Below are 16,315 nucleotides of genomic sequence, written 5' to 3' on the forward strand. Positions count from 1 at the left end.
CCGCCGCGCCCCTTACCGCCCCGCCCTTCGGGCCCACCCCTCCCTGGTGGGCGCCGCGTTCTGGGTGCCCGGGGCCGCCCGCCCCGGCGCCGCCCGGCCCGGTGACGTGCGCGGCCGAGAACCTGCCGGACCTCGCCCGGCTCGTCCGAGGCTGTTCGAACGAAGACGCCCCTGAGTGGTCATGGGATGTCTCATCCCGGCAGCCGGTGCCGCCGGCTCGGCGCAACGGTGCACAGGGTCTTCACTCTTCCTCCACCGCACCCACGTAGCTTCGGTGACCTGGCCGCCCGGTCGCGGCCTTTCCCACATCGCAACAGATCAAGCAGACCGCGGGCATGAGGCTCGCTCCGACGAGGGGGACAGATGAGCCGCAACTACCATTCGATCGCGTTCACCGACCCGGTCCTGGACGCGCAGGACCGGTACGGAAGCCGGACCGCCGTCCACCGCACGGACCGGCGTCTCGCCGGCCCGAGGCCTTCGAGCATCGGGGCGGCGGACGGGACGGGCTCGGCTCCGGACACCGAGGCCGCGGAGACCGATGGACTCGATCAGATCAAGGATCCCCTGGGCCGCACCGAACGAGACTTCATCGCCGGGCGGGACGGCTTCTATCTGGCGACGGTCGCCACCGGCGGCTGGCCGTACGTCCAGTTCCGTGGCGGCCCACCGGGATTCGTGACGACCCCCGACGAGCACACCCTGGCCTGGGCCGACTTTCGGGGCAATCGTCAGTACATCAGCACCGGCAACGTGGCGCACGACCCGCGCGTATCCATCATCTTCATGGACTACGCCCGCCGGCTGCGCCTCAAGATCTTCGGAGTCGCGACCATCGACGACGTACGCCACCGAGGACCGTCGTCAGGTGCGTCCGCGGTCCCGGGGTACCGGGCGATCGTCGAACGTGAGGTGCGCGTCGAGGTCAAGGCGTTCGACTGGAACTGCCCTCAGCACATCACTCCGCGCTACACGGCCGAGGAAGTGGCGCCCTTGCTGCAACCGCTCCGGCACCGCATTGACGCCCTGGAGGCCGAGAACGACCTTCTTCGTGTCCAGGTCGCATCATTCCTGTCGGACCCCGGGACACGTCTATCCCAGCCGCGACAATCGGAGGAGAGCCGATGAACGACGACAACATCCTGGACCGGATCACCGCACTGGTCGATCGTGAGCACAAGTTGCGCAGTGATCGGGCGGACGGCTCCCTGGACGAACGGACCGAACACCATGAGCTGCACGCGGTCGAGGCTGAACTCGATCAGTGCTGGGACCTTCTCCGCCAACGTCGCGCGAAGCGGGACTTCGGCGGAGACCCCGATGAGGCCGTCCCCCGGTCCGCTTCAGTGGTCAAGAGCTACTGGCAGTAGGCCGGGGACAGGGTTCGAACTGGCTCTGCCGCATGATTGACCGACGACTGCTACACCTGATCGGGTGACGACTGAGCGGCTGATCGGGTGAGCGACTTTCGACAGGACGGGCACTTCGGGCGAAGCGTCCCTCGCCAGCGAGTGCGCCATCTCACGCCCGGCGATCCGCAAGGCCATCGCTCGGTTCGTCGGGGAAGGCCTGCTCGCCGTCACCCGTGGTCGAGGCACCTTCGTCCGCCCCACCCCTGACCGCCGCCGCCTCATTCTCATGGGCGGCTCAGAGCGCGAAGACCTGCTCAGCCCTACCTATGATCCCGCCAAGCAGGGATGGGAACACGTCACCGTCGCCGGCGGCGCGGCCTCCCGAGCCGGGCCGGTCCGCCGGTAGCGGCGCGCCCCACGTCGACAAGCGGCGTGGCATTGCACGATGGCGGAGATCACGCCTACCTCTGCGACCTTGGCGAGACACGGACAAGCGAACAGGCCCGAAATCGAATCAAGCACTCCGGTTACGCGGGACGTTCAGAGCCGTCCGTGCTTCCTGTATGAATTTGTCGATCAAGTCACGCCGTTCCTTCAGTGCGTCTTGGATTTGTACTGTTGTTTCTTGCGCGTCTTCAGGGCGGCGAGCCAAGTCGAACAGCGTAAGGCTCACCAGTTCGGCGTCCTTGAGTGTGAGCCTGTTGGTTGCCACCAAGAGTGCGTCGTCCGTCAAATGGTGAAGCTCGATTTCGCGCTTCGCACGCCAGAGGCGGTCAAATGCCTGGAGCAGCTCGGCGCGTTCGTCCGTGGCGAGTGGCGGAATTACTTCACCAGGACCCGCTGTTCGAGCATCGGTCACTGGCTGCCCAGGTGGCGGGTCAGGCAAGTCCCGGATCACACAACGGTACAGTTCATCGTCGGCATGGACGAGCTTGAGGTACGACTCCCTGCGGTCCCGCTGCCAAAGCCTCAGGTCGTCGCGCAGCCAGTTGCCCTGCTCAAGTCGTGATTGCCGCCAGGCGCCGACAAGCACCCCGATCACGACACCAACAAGACCGATAACGGTTGGCACTAACTCACCCAAATGACAACCACCTCCGGGTCCTTGATAAGGAAGAGGCCGGGACTCACCCAGGGTACACGAGCCGTGAAAAGCTCTGCGAGAAACATTGACAATCAGCGGAAGCCACAGCAGAAGATCGACGACGCGATCCCAGGAGCCGCCCAGATCGGCGCCCGCCATCAGAACTACGACATCTGCTCATCGCCTACTCCACTACCGATCAAGAAATACAGGCGTGACAGGCTCGATCCCCGTGATCACGATTGTTTTCGCGGGTGGAAACCTGGATGTGTGAGGTATTCAGACAGAAGCGGAGGGCTGTCTGCGCGGGTCCGGAAACAACGGCAGAAACCGCGGTCGCGGGCGGCGGACATGTTCGCCGGAGGCATCAGACCCCCGCGGGCGGCCCGTCTTCGCCGAGATCTTCTCCGTCCATCAGCGGTAGGCGAGCCTGTCCGTCCAGGCCACGAGATCGGTCCAGACGAAAAGCAGGGCGACGCCGTAGCCCTGGCGGATGTCGGCCGTGACGCCGCAGTGTTCGAGGCCGAACCACAGGCGCTCAGCGGCCGGGGCGGCCGGGCACCGTTGGGCCGGCTCTTTCCTGTCGAGGGTGCTCATGACTCCAGCCCCTCCTGGTCGCGGAGCCGCTGGGCGAGTTCGGCGTCGATCGTCTGATGGAGGCCGCGATTCACCTCTTCACCGGTAGGTGCCGACCGCTCCGGGTGACTCACAGACAACCCGCATAACTATGTCAAGTGCGCCACCCGGGAAAAGCCGCCCGGAGGTCCTCCAGAATTAGGGGGGTCGACATGGAGTAAGCGTCATTCCGTTCGAGTGACGAACTCATCGCGTTCCAGAGACGTCCAGAACGTTTCAAAGTTCGTTTTCTGAACCGTGATCGGCGGTTCGGCTTCCGTGCACTGTGCCTGCCGGGAACCGTGGATAGGATTCGCGTGGATCATGAGATGCCCTGGCCGACCCTGGTTGGAATTGCCATGACGTTGAAAGAGCGGTCTCCGAGGAGTTCGGCCGGTGCGCCGGGGCTCCCTTTGATCGGGTCGCTGGCGGTCATCGGCCTCCTGCTCCTGTATCAGGCGAGTTTTCCCGGTAGCGGCCCTCTCTGGGTGCTGCCCGCGCTCCTTGTCTTCCTCGTGCTCGGCGCGATCTGGTTCGTTCGTCTCGCAGTGGCGCTCTTCAACCCGGCGAGCCGGCCGGGTGTCGGGCGGAACCTTTCGCGCTGGGCGGCGCCACCGCTCATCGGGATCCTGGTGCTCGCGCTGCCCGCCGTAGGAGAACTGAAGAAGTCCAGGTTCGCTCTGTCGGCAGAGAGCTTCGAGACGGTCGCGCGGTCGGCGGTGGCGGGAAGCGCCGACTGGAGAATGGGGCCGGGAACGCTGGGGCTGTTCGATGTCTCCTGGGCCGCGCGGCATGGGAACACGGTGCGCTTCGCGCTGGCCGGTGGGGGAGACGGCATCCATCAGCAGGGCGTTATGTGGAGCCCGCACAGCGAACCGGCGCTGCCGGAGGAAGAGGGGTACGAGCCCGATGTCGAGCACTATTACGGCCCCTGGTATCTGTGGCGCGAGAACTTCTGAATCCGCGGGTGATGAGCTGAGCGACAACGCCCTTGGACGGGGCCGGACAACGGTGGTCGGTCGTGGACCTCACGCCCAGGTCAGGGCTGGTTATTCGTGACAAGGAGACGACCACGCCGTCCCTGCTCAAACGACGGCCGGCGTCGAACCGGGCGAGTCCGCGGGGAAAGGCGCGAGCGGCAGGAGGGGCGCTCGCCTCGGCCTGTTCCCGGCCGTGATGCTGCGAACCGGGCCGGAAACCGGGTTCACGCTGCTCAGAGCAGATCTGCCCCAGGCGGATCGTGTCGACGCCGCTCCGGGGCGCCGCACATGATGGACGCATGAGCGAAGAATCGAGACCTCCACTTTTCAACGCGCGGGTAAGACATCAGCTTTACGAGCAGCGTGTTCTCGTTCTCGACGGTCCTCTCGACGACGACAACGGGACATTGCTCGCCACGCAATTGATGGCACTCGCCACGCAGGACGCGTCGGCCGATATCGCATTGTGGATTCATTCCCCGGGTGGTTCGGTGCCGTCGATGCTCGCGATTCGTGACATCATTCGGCTCATTCCCTGTGACGTGTCGACCCTCGTTTTGGGCATCGCCTACAGTGCCGGGCAATTCCTGCTGTCATCGGGGGCCAGGGGGAAACGCCGCGCTCTGCCGCACTCACGTGTCCTGATGCACCAGGGATCGGCCGGGATCGGCGGCACCGCGGTCGACATCGAACTGCAGGCCGGCGACCTTCGGCACACTCGCGACACGGTGCTCGGTCTCATCGCCGAGGACACGGGTCAGCCCGTGGAGCGCATATTCGAGGATTCTCTGCACGATCGCTGGTACACGGCGCAGGAGGCACTGGAATACGGCTTCATAGACGCGATCGTCCAAAACTTCCACGAAATCGCGCCACGCGATCGTCCGCGGCTCGGATTCGGCGTCACCGAAGGAGCCGGCCAGTGACCACCTATACGATCCCCAACGTCATCGCCCGGGATTCCCGTGGCGAGCGGATCATGGATGTCTACTCGCACCTGCTCACCGAGCGAATCGTCTATCTGGGAACCGCGATCGACGCGGGCGTCGCGAACGCGCTCATCGCGCAGTTCATTTTCCTGGAGTCGGACAATCCTGATGGCAACATACAGTTCTACATCAACTGCGAGGGCGGAGATCCGAGCGCGATGCTCGCGATCTACGACACCATGCGCTATATCCGCCCGCGGGTGGAGACGACCTGCGTCGGACAGGCCATAGCGGTGGGTGCCGTCCTGCTCGCCGCGGGTGCCGAAGGAAAACGGGCCGCTCTCCCGCACGCACGGGTGATCCTGCACCAGCCGGCGGCTCAGGGGCGCGGAACGATCCCCGACCTCATCCTGCAGGCCGACGAGGTCGTACGTGTCCGGGCGGACATCGAGCGCATCCTGTCACGGCACACGGGCCAGACCATCGAGACCCTGCGCGCCGACACCGACCACGATCGCGTGTTCACCGCGACCGCGGCCCTGAGGTACGGGCTCATCGACGAGATCATCGAGGAGCGTTCGTAGGCTCGCGGACGATCCCGGCGGGCGACGCTACGCGGCCAGGGCGTACGCCGTCGAGCAGGTGGCACCTCTCGACGCGCCGCTCTGAGCGGAGCGCAGGCTGTCGGCGACGGCGAGGGTCAGATCGACCAGGGTGACGTCCAGCGCGCCGGCGACCGCGGCGATCATTTCGCTCGACGGCTCCTTGAGGCCTCGTTCCATCTCGGAGAGATACTGCGGCGAGACACCGGCGCGACGCGCCGTCTCGCTCAACTTCTCGCCCCGGTCGTGCCGAAGACCTCTGAGACACTCACCGAGCGCGTGCCGCCACAGCGGCTCGCGAGCCGGAGACGGCTTGGGGGCGGTCCGATCGATCGCCGGGCGCAGCGGCGGGACAGAGGAGGCCATGTCTCACCATAGATAGACGGCGCGTTCGAGTTCTGCGGGCTTCGCGCAGAGCGGAACCGTCCCCGCCTCCTCCGTCCCGCCCGTCGAGGTCGGCGAGGTCGGCGAGGATCGCGAGATGGCCTCCCGTCCTCCCGGGCCCTGCCGGTGAGCGGCCCCACCTCATGAGAATCCGGACTCGCTGTGCCCGGCGGGGCGGAGGAGCCCGGATCCCGCGCCACGCGAATTACGAGACGCTTTTCGCTTTCGAACCGTCGGCCCAGCTCCGGCTGTCGGGGCTTTTCGCCCGGCTCGCCTGGCTCGCCCGGCCGGAGTTGCCGGGAGGCGCACGCCGCCCGGTGCGGAACCGGCTCCGTTCCCTACGGGATGATCGCCAGACTGGTCTGCCAGGTCACGGGGAGTCGCCTGATGGACAGCGCCTGCTCGCCGGGGCTCCAGGTGGCGATCATGCCGGCGTAGTCGCTTTCCCGCGGATAGGCGTCCGTGGTCGTGACAAAGGCACCCGCGAGCACCAGCCGGCCGTCCGGTGTCCAGCGCATCACGCGGGTCTTGACGTCGACGGGCACGGGCATCGACGGGAGGCGTGCCCATTCCAGGGTCCTCGTGTCCAGCACCCAGACGTCGAGATGTTCGTGCGGCCCAGCGGTGGGGGCGAGGAACGGGACGGCGATGTACCTGCCGTCGGGGCCGGCCTCGCCGTCCTTGATCTCGCCCGCTCCGGCCGGCCTGCTGATCGCCCGCTCCTTCTCGGTGCCGGGGACCACCAGGGCGAGGTTCCCGCCCGGCTGCCTCACCAGCAATTCCCGGGAGGTCGCCGCGACGATCTGGGGGTATCTGACGGTCTTCCGCAGACTGTCGTGGGTCAGGAGGATCGACTCGTCCCTGTGCCTGATGTGCAGGCCGTACGGCGTGTCGAGGAACGGCAGCGCGCCGCAGTGGCTCCAGCGGGGACGGCGCAGGAGCCTCCCGTCCTCGGCCTGCTTCCGCACCGTACACGGACCGCCGGGGGCAGGCCGGTCCGTGATCCAGAAGCCGGAGTCGTCGAAGGCGGGGAACGCGTACCAGCCGGTGGCCAGTTCGCGTGCCTCGTCGTCCTTGAGCAGGTACAGCCGTCCTTGGTCGGCCGCCGGTCCGCTCACCGTGATCACGACGTGCCCGCCGTGGACGAAGGTCGAGAAGGTGAGGCGCGGGTCCGGATCCGGCAGGCCCGTGACGGGCGTCAGGGCACCGGTGTCGACGTTCAGTATCGCCGGGGCCGGATCGGCCGGATCGTTGCCACGGACGACGAGGCGGATCCCGCTACCGGGGCCGAGCGGCTGGCCGGAGAAGGGTCCGTAGCGGCTTTGGGCGGGGCTCGCCGTGACCTGCGGGGCCGTGGTGGCAGGCCGCACGGCCCCGGGTGCGGAGGTGCAGCCCACCAGGCACACCAGGACCAACGCCGGAAATCTCCCGATCACTCCGGACAATCTCCGCCCCATGCGCAGAAGCTACATGATGATTCCAGGAGGATAGAGACGACCACGTATGACCGGGTCAGGGGCGGTTTCGTCCGCGGGTCACCGGGGCCGGTTGCCCTTCTTCTTGCGACCGGACGGTACGGCCCGGCGACCGGAGCCGTTCTGTGCGGGCTTCTGTGCCTGCCGTTGTGCCGGTTTCTTCACGGGGGTGGCGGGGGTACGGCCCCGTGAGCTGTTCGCCGTCCGGCCGCGGACGATGCCGATGAAATCCTCCACCAGGTCAGTGGTCGCGTCCGTGGGCCAAGCCAGCGCGACCTGGGACTGCGGCGCGTCCGAGACCGGCCGGTACGTGAGATCCCTGCGGTGGTGGAGACGCGCCAGCGACAGCGGAACCGGGAGAATCCCGGCGCCGGACGCCACAAGCTCGACCGCTTCCGCCGTTGTGGCCGGGCGGGTGAACGCGGGCAGCCCAGGCCGGACCGTCCACTCGACGATGTCGTCCAGGGGATGGAACGCCTCGTCGTCGGCGAGGTCGGCGATGGTCACCTCATCGGCGGCGGCCACCGCGTGGTCCTTGGGCACCATGACCACCGTGGTCTCCACGTAGAGAGGGATCACGCTGAGCCCGTCCCGGTCGACCGGCAGCCTGACGAATCCGGCGTCGGCGCCGCCGCTCCGCAGGAGTGCCACCGCCTCGGCGGCGGGGACCGCGACCAGGGTGACCGGCACGTCGGGCGTTCTCTCGATCCAGACGTTGACCCATTTCGCGGGTGTCACCCCGGGTACGTAGGCCAGTCGAAACGTCCTGCCGGTCTCTCCATCAGTCACTTCCCCAGGGTACCGATGGCGAGGGAACCCGTTCCGGCTGGCTACCCTTGACGCCATGACCTCGCCCAAACCGAAGACCTCCCAGACGATGAAGCCCGCGACCGCGGCCAAGAAACTGGGTGTCCCTCTTTCGGCGACTCCCGCCGAGTTCCAGGCGAGCGTCGTCTCCAGGGAAGAGCTGAACGAACTGCGGTCGACACCGCCCGCCTGGCTCGTTGACCTGCGCCGCGATGGCCCGCACTCCAAGCAGGTCATCGCCGCGAAGCTCAAGGTCTCCATCGCGGGCCTGCTCAGAGGCGGGATCACCGAACCGCTCACCACCGCTGAGATCGAGGCGCTGAAGGCGGAGAACCCGGCGTGGCTGGAGCGCGAGCGGGCCCTCCAGGTCGAGGTACGCAAAGAGGCGCTCCGCCTCAAGCAGCGCTAGACGGCCGGGATCGACGCTGGAGCGCTGAGATCCCGCGCGTCTCTGACCCCGGACGCGCCTTGAGACTGCCGCCACCTTCTTTCCCGGTGCCAATGGTCAGCCGCGGGCGTGCGCGTCGAGGATGTGCGCGACGGCCTCGGTCACCTGCCCGGCGAACGCGATGTTCGGCCATTCGCCGAGCACGCGCACGTTGGAGTCGGCTCCCAGCGCGTCGGTGACGACGAACCGGACGACCTCACACCGGGTGCCCGGCAGGCCATCCAGTCCCGTACGTGGTCGGCGGCGGCGCGGAGACGGCCGTCGCTCTCTCGGTCGGAGTCGGCGGCGGAGGCGGCCGACAACGCGGGTGTCTTCACCGGGCCGGAAAGGCTGGGCAGCGCGTTCTCGTTCCATCTCTTGGCGACCGCTTCGTGAACCCTTCCGTAATTCATAGCCGAATTACGGTATCCAAGATCGGCGAGAGATCCGCCGAGAAGTTCTCTCACGCGACGGCCATTGGGCTCGGCGGATACGCGAGGGATAATTTTTCTGGGAATTGTGTAAATGGAAATTTGCCGCTTCGGGCCTGATAATGGCCACCGACTGCCGAAAACGGTGTTGTCAGGCTCGATCGCCTTCTGACTCTCCGGAGGCTTCGTGTCGGCGCCGCGTTTTTCTTCGGGGGCCGTGATATCGCTCATGGGCGAAGACCGGTGTCATCCGGTGCGTGGGTGCCGATCTTCGTCTCGGGGTGGCGTTGGATCACGTCGTCTCCCGCAGCCTGGGCAGGGATCGACAGGTCGGCTCGTCGGGATCGTGCCCAGCCGGGCGCACGGGACATCCGTGAGGGATGACTGAGGGGGATCTGCACCGTATCCTCACATTCCCTGCGCTCAAAGAGCATGGGCGTCTGTTTTGATGGCGCCGTGACCGAGCGAAATTCCTCAGGGGAGAGTGATGTACTCTGGGCCACGGGCTGTGGGGTATCGGCGATTGTCGCGTTGACGTGTGCGACGCTGGGAACTTTCCTGGATATCGTTCTGGTGGTCAGGGCGCAGGGTTACTGTCTCGGTGATTCGAGCGCCGCGGAGAGTTTGGCCGGTCTGATCTGGGCGACGAGCCGGTTCATTGTCTTTCCCGTCATTTCGGGCATCTCGCTGCTCGCCTCGTTGCCGGTCATTCTGCTTTCCCGCCTGCCGCGGCTCGCGGACAACGGTTTGCTGAAGGCGACTCTGACGCCGCTGGCCGTCCTGGTCTCGATCGCCGGGCCGATAGTCGTGATCGTTCACGACGTCGCCACCGAAGGGATCACCGGCGACTGCGAGCCGCCCTGGTGGCCGTCCTGGCTCCCTTCGTGACGCGGCTCGGGGATCCGGTGCCTGAGGAGGTCTGGCGCCTGGGGAGACCTGGTGTTTGAGGAGGTCTCGCGCCCGAGGAAATGTGGCGCCCGAGGAGATCTCGTGATCGAGGAGATCTCGCGCCCTGGAGATTTCGCACCCCGGGGATCATCTCGTGCCCCGCTCGCAACACGGGAGGGCCGCCGTTCCGCTTCCCGTGCTCAGGCCGCCGCGACCGCTTCGATCTCCAGCAGCCAGGCTTCGTGGTAAATGCCGGTGATGATGACGGTCAGGGCGGGACTGTGGCCGCCGAGGACTTCGTGGCGGATCCGGGCATTGGCCTCTCGATAGCGCCGGTCGGACAGGAAGACGGTGACTTTCGCCAGATCGCGCACGGTCATGCCCGCTGTTTCCAGCACGGACAGTACGTTGCGCCAGGCCAGCCTGCACTGGTCGTCGAAGTCCTCCGGGACGTGCCCGTCGCCGTCCTCCGGAACCTGGCCGCTGACGAACAGCAGTCTCGTGGCGTCGGTGACCACGACGCCCTGGCTGTAGGAACGTGGCTGAGGATTCACCGTGGCGATCTGCATGGCAGGCACCATAGACCGCTCGGCCTCGTGGGCCGAACGGATTTTCATGTCGCTTTTTTCAGGAAAAGGTTAGATGCCGCGCCACATGCACCCGGCCTGTCCCGAAGTGGCCTCGCGTGCGCTCGTACGCCGGTGACCGGGTTCCTCTCCGCTTCTCGTAGATCAAGGTCCTTCAAAGCGCCCTTGTCATGAACACGCTGTACGGGTCGGGTCGGTAGTCCGCGAACGGCTCGCAGTAGTCGAACCCGAACTTCTCGTACAACTTCCGGGCGGGCAGGAAGAACTCGGTCGCGCCGGTCTCGAGGCTCAGCCGGGTGAAGCCCATGCGCCTCGCCTCGGTGATGATGTGCTCCAGCAGCAGGGACGCGGTTCCGCTCCGCTTGCGCGCCGGTGCGGTGCGCATCGACTTCACCTCGGCGTGGCTCGCGTCCAGCCTTTTGATCGCACCGCAGCCCACCAGGGTGTCACCGTCCAGGACCGACCAGAACGTGATCTCGGGCTTGCGAAGCCCGTCCAGATCGAGGGCGTGCTTGCTCTCCAGGGGCGTGGTGGATCGCATCTCCTGGACATGCTCGTCGAGAAATCCAGCGATCTCCGGACCGGAGAGGTCGTCGAGCACGATTTTCATGTGCGGGCCTTTCTTCGGGGCCTCGAAGCCTCGCTCCTGCGGGTGCCACCTCACATTCTCGGCCACCTGGAACATCTCCCGGCTGCCTGGAAGGGAGGGGGTGCGAGGCGACGAGAGGCGCTCTGGGAGCGACCACGTTGGACGTCATGCCGGTGTCCTTCGGCTGGCGACCGGCATGATCGGCCTCCGCATGCATGAGCCCGGCCATCCTCGACGACCTGCGGGTCGCAGCGCTCCGGAACTCCTGACGTACGGCCCCGGCCGTTTCTGGGCGCTGCGGGGTTGGCGAGCGAGCGAGCGAGTACGTGACCTCCGGAGGCGAACGGCTCCCGGTGATGGATGGGGAACTCCCGTCATGGCCGGGGCCGTCCGCCTCACCGTTCACCGTTCACCGTTCACCGTTCAACGTGAAGGCCGGCCGGAGCCGAGGGGCTCGGCCGGTCTTCTCCTGCTGGAATAGCTCTCCTCTTGTCGTACCTATCGAATATCGATATATTTTCATCGCTAGTCGATCGAAGGGGAGACGATGGGAAAGTTGACAGTGCTCGCGCTGCGCGCTGTGCTCGTGGCGCTGCTCGCGGGCTCGGTGTTCGTGCAGACGGTGATGGTGCCGCTGCTCGCCGCCGATATGGAGGAGCTCAACGCGGACTTCGCGTACCTGCGCGTCCCGTTCCTCGTGCTCACGGTCCTGGGGGTCGTGGCGGCCCAGGTCGTCCTGGTCTGCGTATGGCGGCTGGTGACGATGGTGCGACGCGGGACCGTGTTCTCCCACGCCGCCTTCCGGTACGTGCACGTCGTGATCGGCGCGCTCGTGGCGGCGGCCCTCCTGGTGTTCGCGTTCGCGGTGCTCCTGGCGCCGGGGGAACCCGTCCCCCCGGGCGTGGTCCTCCTGATATGCGGGGTCGTCGTGGCGATCCTGGGGGTCGCGCTCATCGTGCTCGTGCTGCGGATGCTGCTCGCCCAGGCCGTCGCGCGCGACGTCGAGGCGGCGCGGATGCGGGCCGAGCTGGAAGAGGTGATCTGATGCCGATCACCGTCGACATCGACGTGATGCTGGCCAAGCGGAAGATGTCCGTGGGCGAGCTCGCGGACCGTGTCGGGATCACGCCCGCCAACCTGGCGGTGCTCAAGAACGGCCGTGCCAAGGCGGTGCGCTTCACGACGCTCGCCGCGCTCTGCGAGGTGCTGGAGTGCCAGCCCGGAGACCTGCTGCGCTGGGAGGCCGGGGACGCCACGGAGAACAACGAAGACACCGTGGACGCGGTGGACGCCGCGAACGGGTGACGCGGGCCGTCGGCGACGGTGGTCGCGGCCCGCGCGTCGCGGCTCTCGGTGCTCAACCGGTGTCGACGGGCCGATGCGCGACCTCGCCCCGCAGGCCGTCGGGTGAACCCGGAGCCCGGCCGAGCCTCCCGTGAAGCGGTGATCACACCCACGGTGTCACCGCTCTGAGCGAGACCCTTTCGAAGACGAACCCCGGAAAGGCCCTGACCTGCTTCGGCAGGCCGGGGCCTTTCGTGTTTCCGGGGACGGTGTCGCGTGGCCTCCCGCCCGGACACCGGGTCCGCGATGCCTTGTGTCGCCGGTGGTCGTTCCCCGCTCGCCCCCTCCCTGCGGCTCGCCGGAGTGGGCGCGGAGGAGAGAGGTCCCGGGATGGAACGGGGGGTGGAACCGGATGGAACACCTTAGGGGTGTCCGGCTTGCCCGCCTTTCTCCTGAAGGGTGGATCGGCGCGTTCCATACGGCGTCGCCTTTCCGTGGTCGAGCGGATGGGCGGATGTGGATGTGGATGTGGATAAGCGGATGGTGAACGGTTCCCGCGACCTCAAGGCGCCCGTGGCGAACCTCAAGACACCCACCGCACAACTTCGGAGCACCCACTGCAAACCTCAAGACACCCACCGCTCAACCCCGAGGCACTCACAGCGAAGGAGAGACGGCGATGACCGCGGTAAACGTTCTCGGGAGGTCCGGGAAACGGCTGAGCGCGTTCGCGATATCGCTCATCTGCGCGGCGCAGTCGATGGCGGTCCTGGATGTGACGGGCGTCAATCTCACCCTGCCCGCGATGCAGCGGGAATTCGCCCTGTCGAACGCCGGGCCGGCCTGGGTGATCGACGCCTACACCCTTGCCTACGCCGGGCTGCTGCTCCTGGGCGGGCTCGCCGTACTCGCGCCGTCGTCGCCGTATGGACGACCCGGAAGCGCTGACCCGCGCCTCCCTCCCAGATCAGAAAGAGCGCCTACCTGCGTCTTCCTCTCAGATGAAAGAGCGCTCACCTGCGCCCTCCCCCAGATCAGAAAGGTCGTGTCATGTCCGTCCCTCCTCCCAGCGCCGACTCGTTCTACGCGCCGGGCGACCACTTCGGCCATCTCGGTGAGCTCCTGCGCTCCCGGCGGGTCGAGGTCAAGATCGACGCGGAGGTCACCGCCTGGCAGGTCGTCTACACCTCGGCCGATTCGCGCGACCGGCCGATCGCGGTCTCGGGAACGGTCCTCGTCCCCTCCACCGCCTGGCCGGGCACCGGCCCGCGGCCGATCCTCAGCTACGGGGTCGGCGTGCACGGCCTGGGCCGCGACACCGCGCCGAGTTACCTGATGCGGTCGGGCACCGAGATCGAGATCACGCTGATCGAGCTCGCGCTGGCACGAGGCTGGGCCGTCGCCGTCACCGACGGCGAAGGCCTCGGGATGCCGGGCCCGCACACCTACGGCGCGGGCCGGTCGGGCGCCCACGCGATGCTCGACATCGTCCGCGCGGCCACCGGGCTCGACAGGAGCCTGGCCGCGGGCGGGCCCGTGCTGGTCTGGGGTTACTCGGAAGGCGGACGCTACGCGGCCTGGGCGGCGGAGCTGCAGCCCACCTACGCGCCTGACCTGGACCTGCGGGGCGTGGCGGCGGGCGGGGTCTTCCCCGACCTGCGGGCGGCGGTGAAGGCGATCGACGGGGGACCGTTCTCCGGACTCGGGCTCGCGGTCCTCGTCGGCCTGGCCCACGCCCACCGAGACCCCGCCTTAGGCGAGATCCTCAGCGAGAGCGGGAGAGCGGCCGCCAACCGGGCCGCGACCCTGGACGTGACCGGGCTGATCGTCGAGTTCCCCGAACCCATGCGCCATCACACGATCCGTGAGGAGCCCTGGGACGAGCCCGTATGGCGGGAGCTCCTCGACCGGGAGAAGAACGGCCGTCACGCACCGGACGCGCCGCTCTACCTCTACCACGTCACCGACGACCTGCTGGTCCCCACCCATCTCGGCCGGCAACTGTTCGCGGACTACACCGCCCTGGGCGCCGAGGTGACCTGGGCCGACGTACGGGCCGAGGAACACCTCTCCGGCGCGTTCGCCGGCGCCCCCGACGCCGTCGAGTGGCTCGCCGGTCGCCTGGCCCAGAGCCCCCGCTGATTTCTCCCCGTACGGCGAGTGAGCCGTGCGCGGAGTGAGTCGTACGGCGGATGAGCCGTGCGGAACCATCGAAAGGAACGCGAATGAGCAACCACATTCCCGCCGCGCGCCAGATGGCAGGCGGTGGCGCGTACGAACTTCGCAGGCCGGGGACGCTGCTGGCCGCCACCCTGGGCGCCGCGGTGGCCGCGGTGGCCATGCTGTCGTCGGCGGCGGTCTCCCTGATCGCGGGCAGAAGCCTGCTGCGAAGTTACCTGAGCGACGAACTCGGCTTCGAGGCCGGCTCGGAGGCCGTGAGCTCCCTCGTGGACACGGCGGTTGAGGCCGCGTTCGGCCCCCTCCAGGCTCGGGCGTACGTCTGGCTCTTCCCCGCGGCGGTTCTCGTCCTGCTCCTGCTGCCCGTCCGCGACGGCAGGACGTGGGCCCGGGTCGTGCTGAGCGTCCTCACCCCCGTCGTCGTTCTCCTCGGGCTGCGGGACCTCACGGACATGGTGTCCCCGATCACCGGACTCCTGGCCGCCCTCGCCGTCCTGGGCGCGCTGCTGGCCGTCTTGACGTGCTGGCTTCCCGCGACCAACCGCTATGTCAGGACGCGCAAGCAGGCGCGTCGGTCCCAGCCCGGATGAACACCGGTCCGGCCCGGACGAACATCCGCCCAGTCCATGAGCACAACGGAGGAACGATGATGTCCGTATTCAAGAGAACCGCCCGCCTGGCCGTCGCGCTGGGTGCCGCCACGGCGCTGGCCGTGGGTCTCGCGGCCACGCCCGCCCAGGCCGACGACGTACCCGGCGCCCTGACCGCCCGGCTGACGATCACTAAGGAGGCGGCCGGCTGCAGGGTCCTCACCTTCGGCAAGGTCGGCATGACGCAGGCCCAGGCGCAGTACCTGGTCGACAACGGCGCGACGGCCCAGGTCGAGATCTGGGGCGAGGACGCCGTCTACGACAACCGGCTGTACCGGGCGGGCTACGCGCGGCTGAGCGCGGGATCGGATCGGAACGGGGGAGGGCTGATCATCGTCTCCGTTCCCACGATCCGGTGCTCCCTCCTCGACGAGGACGACTCCTCGCTCGAGGGCGCTGGCGACGAGGTCTACGCCAAGGTCGTCTTCAACGCCCCCGGGTACTCCCGCATGACGAAGCGGACGAACACGGTGCACGGCCGCTACTGAGCCCGGAGCCCGGATCCGGGATCCCGGGCCGGGGGTGCGGGGCCACCTCCTTGTGAACGGTCACGGGGATGCGAGGCACCTCCTTACAAACGATCACGGGGGCAAGGTGCCGCTTCGTGAACGGTCACCGGGATGCGAGGCACCTCCTTACGAACGGTTACAGGAGGCAAGGCACCACTTCGTGAACGGCCAGGGGGTGCGGGCATCTCCCGGTGAGCGGCCGGCGGAAGGCCGCGGGGGCGCGGCCGGCGGCGACGGCCTCGCGGGCCTGGACGACCAGGGGCCGCGGGGCCGTCACGGATGTTCAGGCACCGGTGAGGGCGTGTGACAGGCACGGCGATTCGCGCGCAAGGATGTTGCAAGACGAGTGCAACCGTCCGGCGGCAGCCTGATCACACACCGATCCGAGGAGTCCCGACATGCCCGCCGCTGTGGAGATCGTCACCGTCGACCGTGCGGCCCTCGCTCCACTCACAGGCCCGAAAGGGCACGCGTTCCGCCTCACCTCGAGCCTCACCGCGAGCTGAGGCACGCCGTGGATCGCCGGCCGCTGCTCCTGGTCCCC

General features: G+C 67.7%; 19 protein-coding genes and 2 pseudogenes. 14 read left to right on the forward strand and 7 right to left on the reverse strand.

From position 1 onward, the window contains the following. The first annotated feature begins 363 nt into the window (after positions 1 to 363). From ABT053_RS41240 to ABT053_RS41250, 3 genes and pseudogenes are all read left to right on the forward strand, one after another. Entirely contained in the window at positions 364 to 1,128 is a 765-nt protein-coding gene (locus tag ABT053_RS41240) for a pyridoxamine 5'-phosphate oxidase family protein (RefSeq protein ID WP_350977192.1), read from the forward strand. Then, positions 1,125 to 1,370, forward strand: a complete 246-nt coding sequence (locus ABT053_RS41245) for a DUF2630 family protein (protein WP_350977194.1) — start codon at positions 1,125 to 1,127, stop codon at positions 1,368 to 1,370. The genes ABT053_RS41240 and ABT053_RS41245 overlap by 4 nt, the downstream gene beginning before the upstream one ends. Positions 1,371 to 1,503: 133 nt before the next feature. Further along, a pseudogene (locus ABT053_RS41250) lies at positions 1,504 to 1,758 on the forward strand (hypothetical protein); the annotation flags it as partial. Positions 1,759 to 1,866: 108 nt separating this feature from the next. On the opposite strand, the gene ABT053_RS41255 reads toward ABT053_RS41250, so the two are convergent. After that, positions 1,867 to 2,595 carry a hypothetical protein gene (locus ABT053_RS41255; RefSeq protein ID WP_350977196.1) on the reverse strand — a complete coding sequence of 243 codons (729 nt, stop codon included), beginning with the start codon at positions 2,593 to 2,595 and terminating at the stop codon, positions 1,867 to 1,869. Between the two features lie 111 nt (positions 2,596 to 2,706). Between ABT053_RS41255 and ABT053_RS43545 the strand changes: the two are divergent. Continuing rightward, positions 2,707 to 2,829: pseudogene (locus ABT053_RS43545) on the forward strand (IS630 family transposase); the annotation flags it as partial. Positions 2,830 to 2,850: 21 nt separating this feature from the next. Here the strand turns inward: ABT053_RS43545 and ABT053_RS41260 are convergent. Then, positions 2,851 to 3,033, reverse strand: a complete 183-nt coding sequence (locus ABT053_RS41260) for a hypothetical protein (protein ID WP_350977198.1) — start codon at positions 3,031 to 3,033, stop codon at positions 2,851 to 2,853. Between the two features lie 335 nt (positions 3,034 to 3,368). On the opposite strand from ABT053_RS41260, the gene ABT053_RS41265 reads away from it, so the two are divergent. The 3 genes from ABT053_RS41265 to ABT053_RS41275 all read left to right on the forward strand — a co-directional run bounded on the left by ABT053_RS41265 (position 3,369) and on the right by ABT053_RS41275 (position 5,544). Continuing rightward, a complete protein-coding gene (locus ABT053_RS41265; RefSeq protein ID WP_350977200.1) occupies positions 3,369 to 4,010 on the forward strand; it encodes a hypothetical protein in 642 nt (213 codons plus the stop codon). 320 nt (positions 4,011 to 4,330) lie between these two features. Beyond that, on the forward strand, positions 4,331 to 4,957 hold the full coding sequence (locus tag ABT053_RS41270; RefSeq protein ID WP_350977202.1) for a ClpP family protease: 627 nt from the start codon (positions 4,331 to 4,333) through the stop codon (positions 4,955 to 4,957). Continuing rightward, positions 4,954 to 5,544, forward strand: a complete 591-nt coding sequence (locus ABT053_RS41275) for a ClpP family protease (RefSeq protein WP_350977204.1) — start codon at positions 4,954 to 4,956, stop codon at positions 5,542 to 5,544. Before ABT053_RS41270 ends, ABT053_RS41275 begins: the two co-directional genes overlap by 4 nt. Before the next feature lie 27 nt (positions 5,545 to 5,571). Here ABT053_RS41275 and ABT053_RS41280 read toward each other — a convergent pair whose 3' ends face one another. The 3 genes from ABT053_RS41280 to ABT053_RS41290 all read right to left on the reverse strand — a co-directional run bounded on the left by ABT053_RS41280 (position 5,572) and on the right by ABT053_RS41290 (position 8,210). Further along, positions 5,572 to 5,928, reverse strand: a complete 357-nt coding sequence (locus ABT053_RS41280) for a helix-turn-helix domain-containing protein (RefSeq protein WP_350977205.1) — start codon at positions 5,926 to 5,928, stop codon at positions 5,572 to 5,574. Between the two features lie 356 nt (positions 5,929 to 6,284). Continuing rightward, positions 6,285 to 7,403: a hypothetical protein gene (locus ABT053_RS41285; RefSeq protein ID WP_350977208.1), complete on the reverse strand. Its 1,119-nt coding sequence runs from the start codon at positions 7,401 to 7,403 to the stop codon at positions 6,285 to 6,287. A gap of 78 nt (positions 7,404 to 7,481) precedes the next feature. Beyond that, complete coding sequence (locus ABT053_RS41290) at positions 7,482 to 8,210, reverse strand: LysR family substrate-binding domain-containing protein (protein WP_350977211.1); 729 nt, start codon at positions 8,208 to 8,210, stop codon at positions 7,482 to 7,484. Positions 8,211 to 8,265: 55 nt separating this feature from the next. On the opposite strand from ABT053_RS41290, the gene ABT053_RS41295 reads away from it, so the two are divergent. Continuing rightward, positions 8,266 to 8,637, forward strand: a complete 372-nt coding sequence (locus ABT053_RS41295; RefSeq protein WP_350977213.1) for a DUF5997 family protein — start codon at positions 8,266 to 8,268, stop codon at positions 8,635 to 8,637. 905 nt (positions 8,638 to 9,542) lie between these two features. Further along, positions 9,543 to 9,974 carry a hypothetical protein gene (locus ABT053_RS41300; RefSeq protein ID WP_350977216.1) on the forward strand — a complete coding sequence of 144 codons (432 nt, stop codon included), beginning with the start codon at positions 9,543 to 9,545 and terminating at the stop codon, positions 9,972 to 9,974. A 200-nt stretch (positions 9,975 to 10,174) separates the two neighbouring features. Here the strand turns inward: ABT053_RS41300 and ABT053_RS41305 are convergent, their stop codons facing one another. Both ABT053_RS41305 and ABT053_RS41310 read right to left on the reverse strand, forming a co-directional pair. Next, positions 10,175 to 10,543 carry a RidA family protein gene (locus ABT053_RS41305; RefSeq protein ID WP_350977218.1) on the reverse strand — a complete coding sequence of 123 codons (369 nt, stop codon included), beginning with the start codon at positions 10,541 to 10,543 and terminating at the stop codon, positions 10,175 to 10,177. 172 nt (positions 10,544 to 10,715) lie between these two features. Continuing rightward, a complete protein-coding gene (locus ABT053_RS41310) occupies positions 10,716 to 11,171 on the reverse strand; it encodes a GNAT family N-acetyltransferase (protein ID WP_350977219.1) in 456 nt (151 codons plus the stop codon). A 526-nt stretch (positions 11,172 to 11,697) separates the two neighbouring features. Here ABT053_RS41310 and ABT053_RS41315 point away from each other — a divergent pair. From ABT053_RS41315 to ABT053_RS41335, 5 genes are all read left to right on the forward strand, one after another. Then, on the forward strand, positions 11,698 to 12,195 hold the full coding sequence (locus ABT053_RS41315) for a DUF2975 domain-containing protein (protein WP_350977221.1): 498 nt from the start codon (positions 11,698 to 11,700) through the stop codon (positions 12,193 to 12,195). Further along, on the forward strand, positions 12,195 to 12,455 hold the full coding sequence (locus tag ABT053_RS41320; protein WP_350977224.1) for a helix-turn-helix domain-containing protein: 261 nt from the start codon (positions 12,195 to 12,197) through the stop codon (positions 12,453 to 12,455). The genes ABT053_RS41315 and ABT053_RS41320 overlap by 1 nt, the downstream gene beginning before the upstream one ends. A gap of 1,029 nt (positions 12,456 to 13,484) precedes the next feature. Further along, a complete protein-coding gene (locus ABT053_RS41325; RefSeq protein WP_350977226.1) occupies positions 13,485 to 14,576 on the forward strand; it encodes a lipase family protein in 1,092 nt (363 codons plus the stop codon). 83 nt (positions 14,577 to 14,659) lie between these two features. Beyond that, complete coding sequence (locus ABT053_RS41330; protein ID WP_350977227.1) at positions 14,660 to 15,202, forward strand: hypothetical protein; 543 nt, start codon at positions 14,660 to 14,662, stop codon at positions 15,200 to 15,202. 59 nt (positions 15,203 to 15,261) lie between these two features. After that, complete coding sequence (locus ABT053_RS41335) at positions 15,262 to 15,750, forward strand: hypothetical protein (RefSeq protein ID WP_350977230.1); 489 nt, start codon at positions 15,262 to 15,264, stop codon at positions 15,748 to 15,750. Positions 15,751 to 16,315 lie beyond the last annotated feature (565 nt).

This window comes from Streptosporangium sp. NPDC002524 (assembly GCF_040295985.1).
Lineage (GTDB): Bacteria > Actinomycetota > Actinomycetes > Streptosporangiales > Streptosporangiaceae > Streptosporangium.